This window comes from Streptomyces sp. NPDC002935, assembly GCF_040611295.1.
Taxonomy (GTDB): Bacteria; Actinomycetota; Actinomycetes; order Streptomycetales; family Streptomycetaceae; genus Streptomyces.
The window spans coordinates 1-17,075 of the sequence record NZ_JBEXNW010000002.1 but is presented as its reverse complement, the minus strand read 5'-3'; the positions used below and the strand labels follow the sequence as shown (position 1 = coordinate 17,075).

Below are 17,075 nucleotides of genomic sequence, written 5' to 3'. Positions count from 1 at the left end.
ACCTTCATACAAGCTTCAAGCAGCCCCCCGGAATCGCTGATTCCGGTTGCCTCGACAGGCCATAACCGGACACACCGATCAGGATGGAGGGTGACCGGGACCCTCGGGGCTCAGGGAGGCCGTATGACCGGGGACGCGCACGGTTCGGACACGCCCACCGGCCGAGGGACGGAGGGGCCTGACGGGCCGACCGGCAGGGGCGTGGGCGGGCCGACCGGCCTGCACGACTCGGTCGAGGTGAGCGAGTCGGCGGTGCGGCGCCGGACCGCGGCGGCGACCGATGCCCGGGACACCGTGCACGGCAGCGTCTTCGTGTCCATCGGCGCACTGCTGCTCGGGATGCTGCTCGCCGCCCTGGACCAGACGATCGTGTCCACCGCGCTGCCGACCATCGTCAGCGACCTCGGCGGTCTGGAGCATCTGTCCTGGGTGGTCACGGCCTATCTGCTCGCGGCGACGGCGGCCACTCCGCTGTGGGGCAAGCTCGGTGACCAGTACGGCCGCAAGAGGCTGTTCCAGACGGCGATCGTGATCTTCCTGATCGGATCGGCGCTGTGCGGCATGTCGCAGAACATGGGCGAGCTGATCGGCTTCCGGGCCTTGCAGGGACTCGGCGGCGGCGGGCTGATGGTGCTGTCGATGGCGATCGTCGGCGACCTGGTCCCGCCGCGTGAACGGGGAAAGTACCAGGGGCTGTTCGGCGCGGTGTTCGGCGCGACGAGTGTGCTCGGGCCGCTCCTCGGCGGACTGTTCACGGAACATCTCAGCTGGCGCTGGGTCTTCTACATCAACCTCCCCGTCGGCGTCGTGGCGCTCGCGGTGATCGCGGCGGTCCTGCACATCCCGAAGAAGTCGGCCCGGCACGTCATCGACTACTTCGGTACGTTCCTGATCGCCGCGGTCGCCACCTGCCTGGTCCTGGTGGCCTCGCTGGGCGGCACCACCTGGGACTGGGACTCGCCGCAGATCATCGGTCTCGCGGTCCTCGGCGTGGTCCTGGGCGTCGCCTTCGTCGTGGTGGAGCGGCGCGCGGCCGAACCCGTCCTGCCGCTCAAGCTGTTCCGCGTCCACACCTTCACGCTGTCCGCGATCATCAGTTTCATTGTCGGCTTCGCGATGTTCGGCGCGATGACCTATCTGCCGACGTTCCTCCAGGTCGTGCAGGGCGTCTCGCCCACGATGTCCGGCGTGCACATGCTGCCGATGGTGTTCGGGCTGCTGCTGTCGTCCACCGCCTCCGGCCAGATCGTCAGCCGTACCGGCCGCTGGAAGGTGTTCCCGGTCGTCGGCACCGGGGTCACCGCCCTCGGCCTGCTCCTGCTGCACCAACTGGACGAGAGCAGCAGCACGGGTGAGATGAGCGCGTACTTCTTCGTCTTCGGCCTGGGCCTCGGCCTGGTCATGCAGGTCCTGGTCCTGATCGTGCAGAACGCGGTGTCGTACGAGGATCTGGGCGTCGCCACCTCCGGCGCGACCTTCTTCCGGTCCATCGGCGCCTCGTTCGGCGTCGCGATCTTCGGCACGGTCTTCGCGAGCCGCCTCGGCGACAACCTGACGAAGGCGCTGGGCGGGCAGCAGTTGCCCCCCGGCATCACCACGGACTCGCTGAAGGCCGACCCGAAGGGGATCGGGCAACTGCCCGCCGATCTGCAGCAGCCCGTCCTGCACGCGTACGCGACATCGATCACGGACGTCTTCCTGTACGCCGCTCCGGTCGCCCTGCTCGGGTTCGTCCTGGCCTGGTTCCTGCGCGAGGACAAGCTGCGCGCCTCCGTCACGGCCCCCGACGTCACGGAGACGCTCGCCAGCAACCCGGTCGAGCGGTCGTCGTACGACGAGGTGTGCCGGGCGCTGTCGGTGCTCGGCACCAGGGAGGGACGCCGCGAGATCTACGAGAAGATCACCGCGCGCGCCGGCTACGACCTGCTGCCCGCGGCGAGCTGGCTGCTGCTGCGGATCAAGAAGTACGGGTGGGCGGAGCCCGCTCTTCTCGCCGAGCACAGTGCCGTGCCCCTGAACATCGTCCTGGCCGCCACCCGCCAGGTCGAGGAACGCCGGCTCGCCCGCCGCGAGGGCCTGGACCTGGTCCTGACCGACGAGGGCCAGGAGGTCGCCGGGAGGCTGTCCAGGGCCCGCGAGGAGTCCCTCGCCGAGCTCCTCGGCGACTGGTGGGGACCGGACCGGCCGACCGACCTCGCCCAGCTGGTCGCGGAGCTGAACGACGAGATGTGCGGCTCCGACGCGGAGCGGCCCCACGAGCGCACGCTGCTCGGCCGGCCCGAGGGAGAAATGGGCTGAGCGTCAGCCGGTCAGGTCCTTCCGGAACCAGTGCTCGGCGTAGATCTGGTCGTTGTGCGCCTCGGTCTCCTCGTAGCCGTGCCGGGCGTACAGCGCGCGCGCCTCGACGAGGTCGCCGCGGGTGTCGAGGACCAGTCGCCGGGCGCCCAGGCCACGAGCCGCCTCCTCGGCCGCCGCCAGCAGGAGAGGGGCGCCGCCCTTGCCGCGCAGCTCCTCGCGGACGAAGACGCGGCGCAGTTCGCCCGTCGTGTCGTCGAGCATCCGCACCCCCGCGGTGCCGCCGGGCTCACCGTCGTAGCGCGCGACGAGCAGCACACCCCTCGGCGGCGCGAACTCGCCGCCGGTCCCCGCGGCGATCTCCCGCTCCAGCTCGTCGGGGTCCGTCGTACGTCCTTCGTGCAGCAGGTACCAACGGTCGCTGACCTCCGTGTAGTACGCCCGCCAGAGTGCGGCGGCGACGGGGGAGTCGAAGGGTTCGGGGGCCACGCTCCAGGAAGCGGGCGAGCCGGAAGGCGATCGGGTCATGCCGCTCATTGTCATGAGGCACCACCCCCGGCGCGCAACCGGATTGCGCCGCGGTCCCGAACAGCTCGACGAGGGGCGGGCGTTGCCGGTGGTCGGCGTGCGGCCGGTTCCGGGTCGCGGCGGTCGCGCCGTGCGGGGGCCGTTTGAGGAGCGCCTTCCGGGCAACCCGGTCCAGGAACCGGCCCGTTGGGTCGAGAACCCCGGAAGGCACCCATGTCCACAGGCGTGATCATCGCTCTGATCGTGATCGTGGCGGCCGTTGCCGTTGTCGCGGCCGCCCTGACGCTCCTCAACCGAAGGCCGCCGGGCGGGCGCACCCTGCGGCGGCGCTTCGGACCGGAGTACGACCGGACCGTCGCCCGGCACGACGGCGACACCCAGGCCGCCGAACGCGACCTCACCGAGCGCGTGAAGCGGCACGGCGCCCTGCGCGAGCGGCCGCTGGAACCCGCGGCCCGTGAACGGTACGCGGCCGGCTGGACGGCCGCCCAGGAGCGCTTCGTCGACTCGCCGCGTGAGGCGGTGGCCGAGGCCGACCGGCTGCTCGGTGAGCTGGCCGGAGCGCGCGGGTTCCCCGACGGGGGCCGGTACGAGGAGCAGGTCTCCGCGCTCTCCGTTCATCACGGACACCACGTCCACGGCTACCGCCGCGTGCACCGTGCCGTTCTGGCCCGCACCGGCGCGGGCCAGAACGGCGGCGCCGACACCGAGCAGATGCGCGAGGCCATGCTGGAGGCCCGCGCCCTCTTCGACGACCTGCTGACCCCGACCCGTCAGGACACCGCCCCCGGCCGCGCGCACGGCACGGACGACGTGAGCGAGCCCCCAGCCGCCCGCCCGGAGGGCACCGAGAGCACCGAGACTTCCACCCCCGACACTCGCTCCCACCTGCCCTGGTCCTTCACCAGGCGTCAGGCGAAGGGGAGTTGAGGAAGGTGAGCATCATGAAGCCAGACCAGGAACCTGAGCGGACCCCGTCCCGTGAGGCCGCCGCCGTGAAGGGCCGTGTGACCCCGGTCCCCGCCGAGCGCTCCCCGGACGACCGGGCGACGGCCGGCGAGGGCACGACGGACCGCGCCGTCGGGAAGCGCGGGGAGGCCGGGGAGGCCGAGGACGTGTCGCGCCGCGAGGCACTGAAGGGCCACGTGGATCCCGCGACCGCCGGACCCGCCCCGGGCGACCGGGCCAGGACCGGCGTCCCGGCCCGCGAGGTGACCGCAGGAGCGCACCCGAGGAGCGGCCCGGCGGACGCCGAGGGCCGTACGGATTCGGGTGGGCGTGCGGATTCGCGCGGGGGTGCGGGCGATCCCCCCGGGCGCGACGAGCGGCTGCTGCCGCTGGACGCGTACGACAAGTTCTCGCTGCGGATGCGGCACGCCGTCGGCCGGTTCGTCGACGGGCCGCAGGCCTCCGTCGAGGAGGCCGACCACGTACTGGAAGAGCTCGCGGGCCGGCTCACGGAAGCCGTGACCCGGCGGCGGCGCGCCCTGCGGACGTCCTGGAACTCGGGCGGCGACGGCAGGGCGGCGGCCTCCGACACGGAGCAGCTCCGGCTCGCCCTGCGGGACTACCGCGAGATGACCGAGCGGCTCCTGAAGATCTGAGCCGGCCCGGACAACTCACCGGTGAGGCCGCGTCCCGGACCATGCCCCGGGACGCGGCCTCACGGCTTTCGCAGGGCCCCTCGATGTTCGTAGGGCCTCGCGATGTTCGTGGGGCCTCACGTGGTCCGCGCGCACCGATGGGTCTGTGCGTGTGCCGCGCGGTTCACCGTGCGGCGGGGCCTCGCCGGATTCCGTGCGGTGCTCCCGCGGTCCTCCGCGGTCTCACGTGGCTCCGCCTTTTCCCCGCCCGTCGAGGTGCCGGTCCCCGGGGGCCCGGTCCTCGCGCGCCGCGCGCCACTCCCGCACGATCTCCTCCACGTCGTACGGCTTGAGCCCGAGGGGAGGCCCAGGCGGCGGCTTGAACATGACCTCGCGGATCTTGGCGTTGATGTCCTCGACGATCCGCCGCACGATCCGCTCCGAGGGGGCCACGGACGCCGCCACGAGGGCGTCCTCCGCCTCCTTGCGCAGGGCCAGTGTGGGCGGCAGGACCGACAGCCCCTCACGGGCCATCTTCCGCTTGATCCACCAGAGTTCGTCGTACGCCGTGTCGGTGACCTCCGGCAGCGGTTTGCCCGCGCCGGGGAGTTCCGCGAACTCCCCGCGCGCCTCCGCCTCGCGGATCTGTCGGTCGACCCAGGACTCGAAGCTGACACCGGGTGGCTTGCGCTCGGTCATGGGTCCATTGTGCCGGAGGTCACACGTCGACGGGAAAGGGCGAATTATCATGCGGCGGCGGTGGGGCAACGACGCTCCGCGCCAGGACAATTGGACCAGCACCTCACGAAGGAGCGCGCGTGCTCGAACTCACCATGGCCTCGGTGTCCGGAACGGACGCCGGTGCGACGGCCGGGATGCAGATGGCCGACGCGCCGAGCGACCCCGGGGCCATGCTGCGGGTGGGCAGGGACCGGGCCGTCTGCCGTCTCGCGACCCCCGACGACTGGCTGTTCGTGTCCCGGGTCCACCTGGAGTTCCTGTGCGGCCCGGACGGCTCCTGGCAGGTGACCTGGCTGCGGGGTTCCCACGCGGAGCCGTCCTCCGAGGTCCGGCTGATCCTGTCGGGGCTGCCGCCCCAGCCGCTTCCGTACGGCGGGACGGCCAAGCTCCCGGCGGGCGGCTCCGGCGAACTCGTCGTCCAGGACCGCACCGGCCCCCGCACCGTGAACGTGGGCTTCTACCACGAGGTCTGAGGGCCGCGCGGGCCCAGGAACTGCGGGGCCCGGCGCGGTCCGGCGGGACGAGGTGATCGGTCGAGGTGATCGGTCGAGGTGGTCGGGCGGGGCGAGGGGGTCAGGCGAGGACGCGTGCCAGCGCGAACCCGTCGTACCCCTTGCTGCCCACCGTCTGCACCGCCGTGCCGTTCAACTTCGGGTGGGAGGCGATCAGTTCGAGCGCGGCCCGGGTGCCCCGCACGCTCGGGTCGGTGCTGGTCCCGTCGGTGACCGCTCCGCCGCGGACGACGTTGTCGAGGACGATCACGCTGCCGGGCCGGGTGAGCCGGACCGCCCACTCGATGTAGTGGGCGTTGTTCACCTTGTCCGCGTCGATGAAGACGAAGTCGAACGGCTCCGGGTTCTCGTCCGCCAGCTTCGGCAGCGACTCCAGGGCGGGGCCCACCCGTACCTCGGTGACCCTGTCGAGGCCGGCCCGGGCGAGGTTGGCGCGGGCGACCTCGGCGTGCCGGGGGTTGTACTCGAGGGTGATCAGCTGCCCGTCGGCGGGCAGGGCGCGGCCCAGCCAGATCGTGCTGTAGCCGCCGAGTGTGCCGATCTCCAGGATGCGCCGGGCGCCCTGGATCTCGGCGAGCAGTTGGAGCAGCTTGCCCTGGTTCGGCGCGACGTTGATGGGGGGCAGTCCGGCCGCGTCGCTGTCGCGCAGCGCGGCGGCCAGGATCTCGTCGGCCGGGGCCAGGAGGGTGGTGAAGTGGTCGTCGACGTCGTTCCAGACCTGCGACTCGCTCATACACCGGGCCTTTCGTATGCCTAGTTAGATGCGCTAAGGACTTCCGGAGATGAACTTAGTCCTCGACGCCGCCGCCTGCCAGCGGGATTCGGGCGCCCGGGGGCCGGTCTCAGCCGATCGGCGGCGGGACCCGCACCGGAGGGGGAGGCAGGACCGGACGGCGGCCGCGGGCCCGCACGAACGCCCCCACCGCCACCGCCGTGAGCAGCAGCGCCCCGCCCACCGCCAGCAGCCACACCGGAGTGCCGCCCACCCTCAGCAGCCGGTCCTCGTAGATCACCCGCCGGTAGGCCGCGTCCGTCGTGGTGCGGCGCAGATGATGGTCCCCGGAGATCAGCGACGGCCTGGGAAACTCCTGGTCGACGGCGGTGAGGAAGTCGGTGCCGCCGTCGGTGAACCGGGCCAGCGGGTCCGAGGCCGCCTCGACGCGGCCCGCGTACACGACCTCGGGCCGGTTGCCGCCGATCGCCGTGCGCGGCTCCATGCGGTGCGCGGCGAGGACGTACAGGCCGAGCGACTGCGGGGTCTGCGCCAGCCGGGAGAGCCGCATCGGGTAGATCAGCTCGGCGCTGGCGAAGGTGAGGTGCAGGGGGTCGAGGGTGCCGCCCAGCGGAGAGCCGGACTTCTCGGGGGCCAGCCGGATCGCCACGTACTCCCAGCCCAGGTCGACGTACGGGCGCAGTGCCCGGTCGAGCCGGGACGGCAGCCGGAATCCGTTGTCCGCCAGCCAGTCGCCGAGGGCGCCGGAGTCGGTGGCGGTGAGGCGGGCGACGTCGAAGGGGCCCAGGCGCTCGCGGCCGACCACCTCCACCGAGGGCGCCGTCGCGCCGGCCCGAGGAGCCGACGCGGTGTCGGTGTCGTGGGTGAAGGGCCAGTCGCCGTCGTGCGGCCAGAAGTGGTGGCGGGTCCGGTGCTCGGGCGCGGTCGCCTCGGTGAGCTGGTCGAACAGGGCGCTGCTGCCGAGTTCCACGGTCGCCCGGTGCGGGACCGGCATGATCCACGCGGCCTCGCGGGCGTCGCCGGTGACGGTCAGGGACATCACGATCTGTTCCTCGCGGCCGTCCCAGCGGACGACTGACATCTCGCGGCCGACGCCGACGTGCCGCTGCGCCTCCGGCACCATCGCGCCGCACCCGCAGGCATAGGCGGGTGCCACCAGGGACCCCAGCTGGAGCATCAGCAGCACCAGGAGGACGGCCGGCAGCCGCCCCCGTGCCCACGCCCGTATCCGCCCTCGTTCGCCATTCGGCAACCCCGCGCCCATCCCCCGTAGCCCTTCCGTCGTGCCGTCGGACAGGGACTCAGACGACACGACGGAGGCCGTGGTTCCAGGGCGGGGCGCGGAGGGCGCGCCGCGGGAGGCGCGACGTCAGTGTCGGGCGGGCTCCACCGCGGGGGCGGAACCCGGCAGCGGGCGGCCCGCCGACTCCGTCATGAACCAGACGGCGACACCGCCGATCACGGCCGCGCCCATCATGTAGTACGCGGGCATCATCATGTTCCCGGTCGCGCCGATGAGGGCCGTGACCACCAGCGGGGTCGTGCCGCCGAAGAGCGAGACGGAGACGTTGAAGCCGATGGAGAGCGAGCCGTAGCGGACCCGGGTCGGGAAGAGCGCCGGGAGCGCGGCGGGCATCGCGGCGGTGAAGCAGACCAGCAGCAGGCCGAGGGCGCCCATGCCGAGCCCGATCGCGATCAGGCTGCCCTGGCGGATCAGCAGCAGCGCCGGGACGGACAGGGCGAGGAAGCCCGCGCAGCCCGCGGCGATCACCGGGCGGCGGCCGATCCGGTCGGTCAGAGCGCCCGCGAAGGGCTGCACGACCATCATCAGCGCCATCACGCCGAGGACCACGAGCAGACCGTGCGTCTCGTCGTACTTGAGCTCGCTGGTCAGGTAGCTCGGCATGTAGGACAGCAGCATGTAGTCGGTGACGTTGAAGACCAGCACCAGGCCCACGCACAGGAGCAGGGCACGCCACTGACCGGTGACCATCTCGCGCAGGGGCACCTTGGGACGGTCGGCCTCGGACTTCTCGATCTCCGCCGCGAACGCGGGGGTCTCCTCCAGACGCATCCGCAGATAGAGGCCGATGATGCCCATCGGGCCCGCGATCAGGAACGGGACGCGCCAGCCCCAGGACAGCAGGTCGTCGGTGGACAGCAGGGCGGTCATCAGGGTCACGAGACCCGCGCCGCCGATGTATCCGGCCAGCGTGCCGAACTCCAGCCAGCTGCCGAAGAAGCCGCGCCTCTTGTCGGGCGCGTACTCGGCGATGAAGGTCGAGGCGCCCGCGTACTCACCGCCCGTGGAGAAGCCCTGCACCAGACGGGCCGCGAGCAGCAGGATCGGAGCGCCGACGCCGATCGTGGCGTACGACGGGATCAGGCCGATCGCGAAGGTGCCCGCCGCCATCATGATCATGGTGAGCGCGAGGACCTTCTGGCGGCCGATCCGGTCGCCGAGCGGGCCGAAGACCATGCCGCCGAGCGGGCGGACGAGGAAGGCCGCGGCGAAGGCGCCGAAGGTCGAGAGCAGCTGGGCGGTCGGGTTGCCGGAGGGGAAGAAGACCTTGCCCAGGGTCACCGCGATGTAGCTGTAGACACCGAAGTCGAACCATTCCATCGCGTTGCCGAGCGCTGCCGCCTTCACGGCGCGCCTGACCAGCGCGGGGTCGGTGACGGTGACCTCGGGGGAGGCCGGGCGTACGGGGGTCGGGACGCGTGCCGCGGGGGCGGTCGGGGTCGCGGTGGGCAAGGGCCTTCCTTTCGCCGGGGACAGGGACGGGTCCGCCCGGGGGCGGACCGGAGGCTCGCCCGGAGGCGGAACCAGGGCCTCGCCCGGAGGCGGACCGAAAAGCGACCTTAGGGCCACTCGTCCGGATCACGCACGGTGTGCGAACCGGGGCGCAGCGCACATAAAGGCGGCATACGCAGGGGCGACGAGGTGGCCGAGAGTGCCCCCTCGGGGGCCGGCTTGTGATCCATGTCGCGAGGTCGAAGGGCAACCGAACCCTTCCCCGACTGTCGTCATTCGGACAAAAGGTGGGCGGACGTCAGGTGAAGAGGGGGTTTCGTGCGTCTCTCGACGGGAGCGGTGCAAGCCTCATAGGGTCCTGATAAGGAATGACGTACGGGACACACGGGACACACCGGAACCAATGGGTCGGGAGGGCCGACGGGGCGTGGCGAACGTGGAGCACGGCGGACGAGCGGGTAATGCCTTCGCGGGGGCGACGGAGACTGCGCGAGCACGGCTGCGCGCGCTCCGCGTCGGGCTGTGGCTGATCACCGCGATACTGGCCGTACGGCAGGTCGCCGCCGTCCTCAGCACGCCCACGCCGGAGCGGCTGACGGATCTGGAGACCTGGGTCGGACCCGCCGGCGTCCTCCACGTGAAGGGCTCGCTGTACGACTCGACGCGGTTCACCGGTACCCCGTTCGGCGGACTCGTCCTCAAACCTCTCACCCGGGCGGCCGAACAGGCCCTCGGCTACGGCTGGACCTTCGGCACCCTGCTGCTGGTCGTCGCGCTCGGCCTGGTCGCCGCGCGCGCCCTGCCGCACCCCGTGAGCCGCCGCACGTCCCTGCTCGCCGCGCCCGTCGCGATAAGCCTGCTCATGCTGTCGCTGCCCGTGCGCAACGCCCTCTACCTCGGCCAGACCAGCATCATCCCGGTGCTGCTCGTCCTGCTCGGCTGCTTCGCCGTCCGCGGGGAGCGCACCTGCGGGGTCCTCATCGGCCTCGCGGCGGCCCTCCAGCCGACCGTGCTGCTCTTCGCGCCGCTGCTCCTGTTCACCGGGCGCCGCCGGGCCGCCGCCTCCACCGGGATCACCTTCGCCGCCCTCACCGCGCTCGCCTGGGCCGCGATGCCCCACGACTCGAACACCTACTGGGTGCACCACCTGGCGGGCGTCGGCCTCGGCAAGGCCGCCGACGACCTCGCCAACCAGTCCCTGCACGGCGCGCTGCTGCGGCTCGGCCTCACCGGACCGCTGGAGATCGGCCTCTTCCTGGCACTCGGCGTGGCCGTCGCCACCCTCGGACTGCGACGCGCGGTGCGCTACGCGCGCGACGGCCAGCTGCTGCTCGCCGTGGCGATCACCGGCTGCGTCGCCGTCGCCGTCTCGCCCACCACCTGGCAGCACCAGCTGTTGTGGGTGCTGCTCGCGCTCGTCGGCCGCGTCGGCAGGAAGGCCTCGGACCGCTCCATGTGGCCCGTCGCCGTCATCCTCGTCATGACGCTGCCCGCCACGATGATGCTGCCGAACATGCCGGTGCTCTACCCCCTGCGCGAGAACGTGGTGCTCATCGCCGCACTGGCCGCCGCCACCGTCGTACCGTTCCTGTCCCGCACCTCCGCCTGCTACCAGGCTCCGATCCCCACCGACTACGCGGAACTCGTCCCCACCCGATGGAAGCGGGTGCCGCTGCTCCCGTTCCTCGGCCGGGTCCTCACCCGCCCGAACCTGTTGCTCGAACTGCTCCTGATCCGTGTCGGCTACTCCGCCTACCAGCAGGTCAGGCTCGCCGCGACGGGCGGCACCAACGAGGGCGGCCGGGCCACCGCCGAGCACCACGGCGACCAGATCCTCGCCATCGAGCGGTTCCTGCACCTCGACTTCGAGCACTGGGTCAACCACGCGGCGGTGCAGGTCCCCTTCCTGCGGGACTTCTTCGCCTTCTACTACCAGTCGTTCCACTTCGGTGTCCCGCTCGCCATCCTCGCCGTGCTCTACGCCCGCCGCCCCGCCGACTACCGCTGGGCCCGCTCCGCGCTCGGCTTCGCCACGCTGCTCGCCCTCGTCGGCTTCTGGCTCTACCCGCTCGCCCCGCCGCGCCTGATGCCGGGCCTAGGGGTCATCGACACCGTGCACGGCGCCCAGGACTTCTCCAAGCCGGACTACGGCACACTGACCGCGCTGACCAACCAGTACGCCGCGATGCCCTCCCTGCACTTCGGCTGGTCCCTGTGGTGCGGGCTCGTCGTCGCGATCCTGGCGCCCAGGTGGTGGATGAAGGCGCTGGGCCTGCTGCACCCGTTCTTCACGGTCTCCGCGATCGTGGCGACCGGCAACCACTGGATCCTGGACGCCGTCGGGGGCGCGGCCGTGGTCGCCGCGGGCTTCGGACTGACCCATCTCCTCCAGGGCCCGAGGCCCCGGACACTGATGAAACCGGTCGAGGTCAGCACGAAGGAGCCGGTCCCGGCGGCGGGCCGTACTCCGAGCTGATCCGGTACACGCCCGGCTCGGTCACCGTCAGCCGGGTGAACGCGCCCTGCCGGGTCAGGCAGCCCCCCTCGGCGCGCAGCCACGGCGAGTACGCGACCCGCACGATCACCGAACCGGGCGCCGGCATCCGTACATCGATCTCGGCGCTCGTCGTACGGGCCACAGCGGCGGGCGCCGAGACCAGCGGCACCGCGCCGCGTACCCGGAACACCCGCCAGTGCGCGTCGTTCCACACCGGCTCCAGCCAGGCCGGGCGGCTCCGCACCAGACGAGCCTCGGCCTGGGCGAAACCGTCGGGCTGCCCGGACGGCAGGACGACGTAGCCGACCGCCCAGTGGTCCAGCCAGGCGCGGTAGGCCGCCGCCGAGAACGTGCCGTCGTAGAACAGCCAGGCGCGCTCGATGTCGAGCTGGCGGTTCCAGCCGCGCGCCAGGTTCATGTGCGGGGCCAGCGCGGTGGCCTCCCGGTGGTTGCGGGCCGGGACCACCTCGACCCGGACGCGGTCGGCGCCGAGCCGCTCCAGCGCCGTGACCACGCCGTGCGTGTGGGAGGCCCAGGCGGGCACGGCCGTCGAGACCTCCAGATCGTCGACGGTCTTCTTGCCGACCCAGGCGAGGGAGAAGACCAGGGCGGCGATCAGCGCGTTGCGCCGCAGCCCGCGCAGTCCCGGCGCGCCGAGCAGCACCGCGAGCAGCACGGCCGGCGCGAAGAGCTCCGCGAGCCGCTCCACGTTCGTGCCCACGGGCGAGGGGACCAGATACGCCAGCACGATCCCGGCCGCGTAGACGGCACCGCTCCAGCGCGCCACCCGCCAGCCGCGCGGGGCCAGCACGGTGACCGTCAGCCCGAGCAGTAGCGGCGGCCAGATCCGCGCGCACGGCATCAACTGCTCGCCGTTGAAGGGGAACAGCAGTGTCGTCGCGCCGACCACGACGGCGGGCGGCAGCAGCAGGGCACAGGCCCGCACCCGGTCCCGTACGCCGAGATGGGCGGCTCCCACGACCGCGAGGAACAGCCCGGCCACCGGGCTCGCCGCGGTCGCGAGCGCCGCGTAGGCGGCCGCGGGCAGAGCGTGGCGCTCGCGGGCCGGCGGCAGACAGGCGGCGAGCCCGAGCGCCACCCCGAGCGCGAAGGTGGTGCGTCCCGAGGCGACGTTGCACCACAGCGCGAGCGACGCGAGCAGCGCCGGGCCCACCGGACGCCGTATGCCGGTGCGCCCGATCAGCACCGCGGCCAGCCAGGAGGCGGCGAGTCCGGACACCACGGTCACCGTGCGCACCCCGAGCGCGGCCATCAGATACGGCGAGATCAGGCTGTAGTTGGCCGTGTGCATCCCGCCGTACCAGAACAGGTTGTACGCCGATCCGCCGTGCCGGGACACGAAGCCGGCCCAGGCCTCCTGGGCCGCGAGATCCCCGCCGCCGGTGGCGAGGAACGCCCACCACACCGCGTACAACGGGAGCGTCGGCACGGTGGCCAGGAGCGGGAGGCGGTGCCGGTGCGCGAACGCGCGGACGGGACGGTTCCGGGGCGGGCTCGGGCGGTCCGGCCGGACGGCGGTCCGGTCGGTCAGTTCGGCGGAGACCACGGCTCGGCGATTCCGTTCGACGTCTTCGAAGGGGTGGGTCGGCTGTGCCACCAGTGAAGACGCGAAGTGAATCGAAAACGTTTACTGTCCCCGTCGTGGGCTCGGGGGAGGCAGGGGCCGGGCGCGGGGGATGCCCCTGCCTCCCGAGGGACGGGCCGACGGTGCCGGGAGGTCGTCGGCCCGAGCGTGCGGCGCCCGCTACACGTGACTGACCTGGAGTTCCTTGACGCCGTTCAGCCAGGCGGAGCGGAGGCGTCGCGGGTCGCCGGCGAGCCGCAGATTCGGCATGGCGTCGGCGATCGCGTTGAAGATCAGGTCGATCTCCAGGGTGGCCAGGGACTTGCCGAGGCAGAAGTGCGGGCCTCCGCCGCCGAAGCCGAGGTGCGGGTTGGGATCACGGGTGATGTCGAAGGTCTCGGGGCTCTCGAACACCTCGGGGTCGTTGTTGGCGGAGGAGTAGAAGATGCCGACGCGGTCGCCCTTCCTGATCCGCTGTCCGCCCAGTTCGGTGTCCTGGGTCGCGGTGCGCTGGAAGGCGACGACGGGGGTCGCCCAGCGGACGATCTCCTCGGCGGTGGTCTTCGGCCGCTCCCTCTTGTAGAGGTCCCACTGGTCGGGGTGGGTGAGCAGGGCGTGCATCCCGTGGGTGATGGCGTTGCGGGTCGTCTCGTTGCCGGCGACCGCCAACAGCAGGACGAAGAAGCCGAATTCGTCGGAGGCGAGGTTCCCCTCGTCCTCCGCCGCCACCAGGGTGCTGACGATGTCCTTGGCGGGGCACTGCTTGCGGTCGGCGGCCATGTTCATCGCGTACGAGATGAGTTCGGTGGCCGACTCCGCGCCGACCTCCTCGGTGATCGCGTACTCCGGATCGTCGTACGCCACCATCTTGTTGGACCAGTCGAAGATCTTGACCCGGTCCTCCTGCGGGACACCGATGAGCTCGGCGATCGCCTGCAGCGGCAGTTCGCAGGCGACCTGGGTGACGAAGTCGAAGGCGCCGTCGGGGCCGGCCTGGGCCAGCGCGTTCGCGACGATCGAACCGGCACGGGCGCGCAGCGCGTCCTCCAGGGAGCGGATGGCGCGCGGGGTGAAGCCGCGCTGCACGATCTGGCGGACCCGGGTGTGCTCGGGCGGGTCCATGTTGAGCATGATGAGCCGCTGAACCTCGATCTGCTCGCGCTGGATGTGCTCGTTGAAGCGGATGACGGCGGTGTTGAGGAACGAGGAGAAGAGTTCGGGGTGCGTCGAGACGTACTTGACGTCCGCGTGCCGGGTGACGGCCCAGTAGCCGTCGTCCTCGAAGCCCGCGACACCGGGCTGTTGCGAGATCCAGTGGACCGGTTCGGCCCGGCGCAGCTCGGCGAACTCCGGGAGGGGTACGCGGTGGTGCAGTACATCTGGGTCGGTGAAATCGAACCCGTCGGGCAGCGCTGGACAGGGCATCGGCAACTCCAGGTCTCGCGCCTACGGTGGTGACGGCCCGTTCCCGCGGGCGGTTCTGACGGTCCATCAGGAACGTGGAATCGCCGAGAAGGTAGTAACGGGTTCTACAAGTGGCAAGAGGTGCGGGCCTCCCAATTGCGTGCGGGATTCGTGCAGATCACGACTTCGGGAGCTGCACGACCCTTGCGGCGCGGGGGGTTCGCTCAGCAAACTGCAGACAGAACTGGTACGCGTTCTAGTTCTGCGCGGTGGGTGGGCCGGGACGCCCCGCGCTGCGCGGGTCAGCAGGGCCTGGCCGCCGGGCAGGCCTGAGGAGAGGACGAGCCCCCATGGCCGCGGAACCCGTGATCGTCGAAGCCGTACGGACCCCCATCGGCAAGCGCGGTGGCGCGCTCGCCAATCTGCATCCCGCCTATCTCCTGGGCGAGACCTACCGTGAGCTCCTCGGCCGCACCGGCATCCCCGCCGACTGCGTCGAGCAGATCGTCGGCGGCACGGTGACGCACGCCGGCGAGCAGTCGATGAACCCCGCGCGCACGGCATGGCTGACGATGGGACTGCCCTACGAGACGGCGGCGACGACGGTCGACTGCCAGTGCGGCTCCTCGCAGCAGGCCTCGCACATGGTCGCCAACATGATCGCGGCGGGTGTCATCGACGTCGGGATCAGCTGCGGCATCGAGGCGATGTCGCGGGTGCCGCTGGGCTCGGGGTCCAAGCACGGTCCGGGCAAGCCGTTCCCCGACGAGTGGAACGTGGACCTGCCGAACCAGTTCGAGGCCGCCGAGCGCATCGCGCGCCACCGCGGTCTGACCCGCGAGAACGTCGACTCCCTCGGGCTCATCTCGCAGGAGCGGGCCGCCATCGCCTGGTCCGAGGAGCGGTTCAAGCGCGAGACGTTCGCCGTGCAGGTGCCCACCACCGAGGACGAGCAGCGCGCCGGGCAGGGCATGTGGCGGCTCGTCGACCGGGACGAGGGGCTGCGCGACACGTCCATGGAGGCGCTGGCGAAGCTGAAGCCCGTGATGCCGACGGCCGTCCACACGGCCGGCAACTCCTCCCAGATCTCGGACGGCGCGGCCGCCATCCTGTGGGCGTCCAAGCGGATGGCGCGGGCGCTGAAGCTGCGGCCGCGGGCGCGGATCGTGGCCCAGGCGCTGGTGGGTTCCGACCCGCACTTCCACCTGGACGGCCCGATCGACGCCACCCGGGCCGTGCTGGGCAAGGCCGGCATGTCGCTGAGGGACATCGACCTCGTCGAGATCAACGAGGCCTTCGCGTCGGTGGTGTTGAGCTGGGCGCAGGTCTTCGAGCAGGACCTGGAGAAGGTGAACGTGAACGGGGGCGGGATCGCGCTGGGGCACCCGGTGGGAGCAACGGGAGCCCGGCTCATCACCACGGCTCTGCACGAACTGGAGCGCAGGGACAAGGAGTTCGCGTTGATCACGATGTGCGCGGGTGGGGGGCTGGCTACGGGGACGATCATTCAGCGGTTGTAGGTGGCGTTCGGCGTCGTGCGAGGGGTTCCGGTGGGGGGTCTCACTCCCGGCCCGAGACCGTCGCCGCCAGGGCCGCCGCTACGAGTGCCGCGATCAGCAGGGGGATGCCCAGGCCGTGGTGCAGGACCAGCGAGGCGCCGAGCAGGGCGCCTGCCAGCATCGCGACGACGGAGCCGATGCGGCGCGGGTAGTGGTGGCCCGCGCCGCCGCCGAGGCGGGAGTCGGCGGCCAGGCCCGTCAGGGTCATCGTCAGGACGGTGGTCGTCAGGTCGGCCACGCCGAGCTTGCGGACGGTCGCGTTGCGCAGGCCCATCGCCAGGGCCGTGACGGCGATCAGGGTGTACGCGGTGGCGGTGGCGCCGGGGGCGGCGAAGGCGACCGCCGCGCAGGCGCCCGTCAGGACCGCCTCGGCGGCGAACGTGCCGCGGGCCCAGCTTCGGCGTGAGCCCTTGCCGAACCGCGCCGCGATCCGTCCGCCGGTCACCGCGCCCACCAGGAAGCAGCACAGCGAGGTCAGGGTGTGGGGCACGGAGAAGCCGGGTGCTCCGGCCGCGGCGAAGCCGAGCACCACCACGTTGCCGGTCATGTTCGCCGTGAAGACGTGTCCGAGGCCCAGGTAGCTGACCGCGTCGATGAGTCCGCTGACCATGGTCAGCGCGAGCAGCGCGGGTGTCAGGGGCAGTCCTCGTGACTCAGGGTCGCGGGGCGTGTCCGTCTGCGTGGTCATGGAGGTCAGTCCACCATGGGGTCGCTCGCGCTGCGGGTTCGCTCGCGCCGGCGGTGCGGGTGCCGGTGCGGGTGCGTTGTGGGTCGGGGCCGTGCCGGTACATCCCCGTCCGTCGCCGCTGGATCAGACGTGGGCTACCTGTGCGAACTGCTGCTCGATCCGAACGTAAGCGACGGACATTTGGGATGTACCGGC

Annotated in this window: 14 protein-coding genes; 6 read left to right on the top strand and 8 right to left on the bottom strand. The window is 71.9% G+C overall.

What is annotated here, in order from left to right; translation table 11 throughout:
• Window positions 1–339 precede the first annotated feature (339 nt).
• Window positions 340–2,298, top strand: a complete 1,959-nt coding sequence (locus ABZX90_RS02245; protein ID WP_355201291.1) for an MDR family MFS transporter — start codon at window positions 340–342, stop codon at window positions 2,296–2,298.
• 3 nt (window positions 2,299–2,301) lie between these two features.
• Here the strand turns inward: ABZX90_RS02245 and ABZX90_RS02240 are convergent, their stop codons facing one another.
• Window positions 2,302–2,823, bottom strand: coding sequence for a GNAT family N-acetyltransferase (locus ABZX90_RS02240; protein ID WP_355200913.1), 522 nt, complete (start codon window positions 2,821–2,823; stop codon window positions 2,302–2,304).
• Window positions 2,824–3,036: 213 nt separating this feature from the next.
• Between ABZX90_RS02240 and ABZX90_RS02235 the strand changes: the two genes are divergently transcribed.
• Both ABZX90_RS02235 and ABZX90_RS02230 read left to right on the top strand, forming a co-directional pair.
• Window positions 3,037–3,753 carry a hypothetical protein gene (locus ABZX90_RS02235; protein WP_355200910.1) on the top strand — a complete coding sequence of 239 codons (717 nt, stop codon included), beginning with the start codon at window positions 3,037–3,039 and terminating at the stop codon, window positions 3,751–3,753.
• Between the two features lie 14 nt (window positions 3,754–3,767).
• On the top strand, window positions 3,768–4,427 hold the full coding sequence (locus tag ABZX90_RS02230) for a hypothetical protein (RefSeq protein WP_355200908.1): 660 nt from the start codon (window positions 3,768–3,770) through the stop codon (window positions 4,425–4,427).
• A 222-nt stretch (window positions 4,428–4,649) separates the two neighbouring features.
• Here the strand turns inward: ABZX90_RS02230 and ABZX90_RS02225 are convergent, their stop codons facing one another.
• Window positions 4,650–5,105, bottom strand: coding sequence for a DUF1992 domain-containing protein (locus ABZX90_RS02225; protein WP_355200906.1), 456 nt, complete (start codon window positions 5,103–5,105; stop codon window positions 4,650–4,652).
• Between the two features lie 119 nt (window positions 5,106–5,224).
• Here ABZX90_RS02225 and ABZX90_RS02220 point away from each other — a divergent pair, with 119 nt between their 5' ends.
• The gene (locus ABZX90_RS02220) at window positions 5,225–5,620 is read left to right on the top strand and encodes a hypothetical protein (RefSeq protein ID WP_351121810.1); all 396 of its coding nucleotides are present in this window, start codon (window positions 5,225–5,227) and stop codon (window positions 5,618–5,620) included.
• A 100-nt stretch (window positions 5,621–5,720) separates the two neighbouring features.
• Here the strand turns inward: ABZX90_RS02220 and ABZX90_RS02215 are convergent, their stop codons facing one another.
• The 3 genes from ABZX90_RS02215 to proP all read right to left on the bottom strand — a co-directional run bounded on the left by ABZX90_RS02215 (window position 5,721) and on the right by proP (window position 9,147).
• Window positions 5,721–6,392, bottom strand: coding sequence for an O-methyltransferase (locus tag ABZX90_RS02215; protein WP_351121811.1), 672 nt, complete (start codon window positions 6,390–6,392; stop codon window positions 5,721–5,723).
• Window positions 6,393–6,501: 109 nt separating this feature from the next.
• The gene (locus ABZX90_RS02210) at window positions 6,502–7,569 is read right to left on the bottom strand and encodes a DUF2330 domain-containing protein (protein ID WP_355201289.1); all 1,068 of its coding nucleotides are present in this window, start codon (window positions 7,567–7,569) and stop codon (window positions 6,502–6,504) included.
• Window positions 7,570–7,761: 192 nt separating this feature from the next.
• The gene (gene proP, locus ABZX90_RS02205; RefSeq protein ID WP_355200903.1) at window positions 7,762–9,147 is read right to left on the bottom strand and encodes a glycine betaine/L-proline transporter ProP; all 1,386 of its coding nucleotides are present in this window, start codon (window positions 9,145–9,147) and stop codon (window positions 7,762–7,764) included.
• Window positions 9,148–9,574: 427 nt separating this feature from the next.
• Here proP and ABZX90_RS02200 point away from each other — a divergent pair, with 427 nt between their 5' ends.
• Window positions 9,575–11,623 (top strand): bifunctional glycosyltransferase 87/phosphatase PAP2 family protein, encoded by a 2,049-nt coding sequence (locus ABZX90_RS02200; protein WP_355200899.1) that lies wholly within the window; start codon window positions 9,575–9,577, stop codon window positions 11,621–11,623.
• On the opposite strand, the gene ABZX90_RS02195 is transcribed toward ABZX90_RS02200, so the two are convergent.
• Window positions 11,577–13,211: a hypothetical protein gene (locus ABZX90_RS02195; RefSeq protein WP_355201287.1), complete on the bottom strand. Its 1,635-nt coding sequence runs from the start codon at window positions 13,209–13,211 to the stop codon at window positions 11,577–11,579. The two genes, ABZX90_RS02200 and ABZX90_RS02195, sit on opposite strands and share 47 nt — an antisense overlap.
• A 198-nt stretch (window positions 13,212–13,409) precedes the next feature.
• Window positions 13,410–14,654 (bottom strand): cytochrome P450, encoded by a 1,245-nt coding sequence (locus ABZX90_RS02190; protein WP_351121821.1) that lies wholly within the window; start codon window positions 14,652–14,654, stop codon window positions 13,410–13,412.
• Between the two features lie 329 nt (window positions 14,655–14,983).
• On the opposite strand from ABZX90_RS02190, the gene ABZX90_RS02185 reads away from it, so the two are divergent.
• Window positions 14,984–16,153, top strand: a complete 1,170-nt coding sequence (locus ABZX90_RS02185) for a steroid 3-ketoacyl-CoA thiolase (protein ID WP_355200891.1) — start codon at window positions 14,984–14,986, stop codon at window positions 16,151–16,153.
• A gap of 40 nt (window positions 16,154–16,193) precedes the next feature.
• Here the strand turns inward: ABZX90_RS02185 and ABZX90_RS02180 are convergent, their stop codons facing one another.
• Entirely contained in the window at window positions 16,194–16,880 is a 687-nt protein-coding gene (locus ABZX90_RS02180; protein ID WP_355200889.1) for a YoaK family protein, read from the bottom strand.
• Window positions 16,881–17,075: the final 195 nt, after the last annotated feature.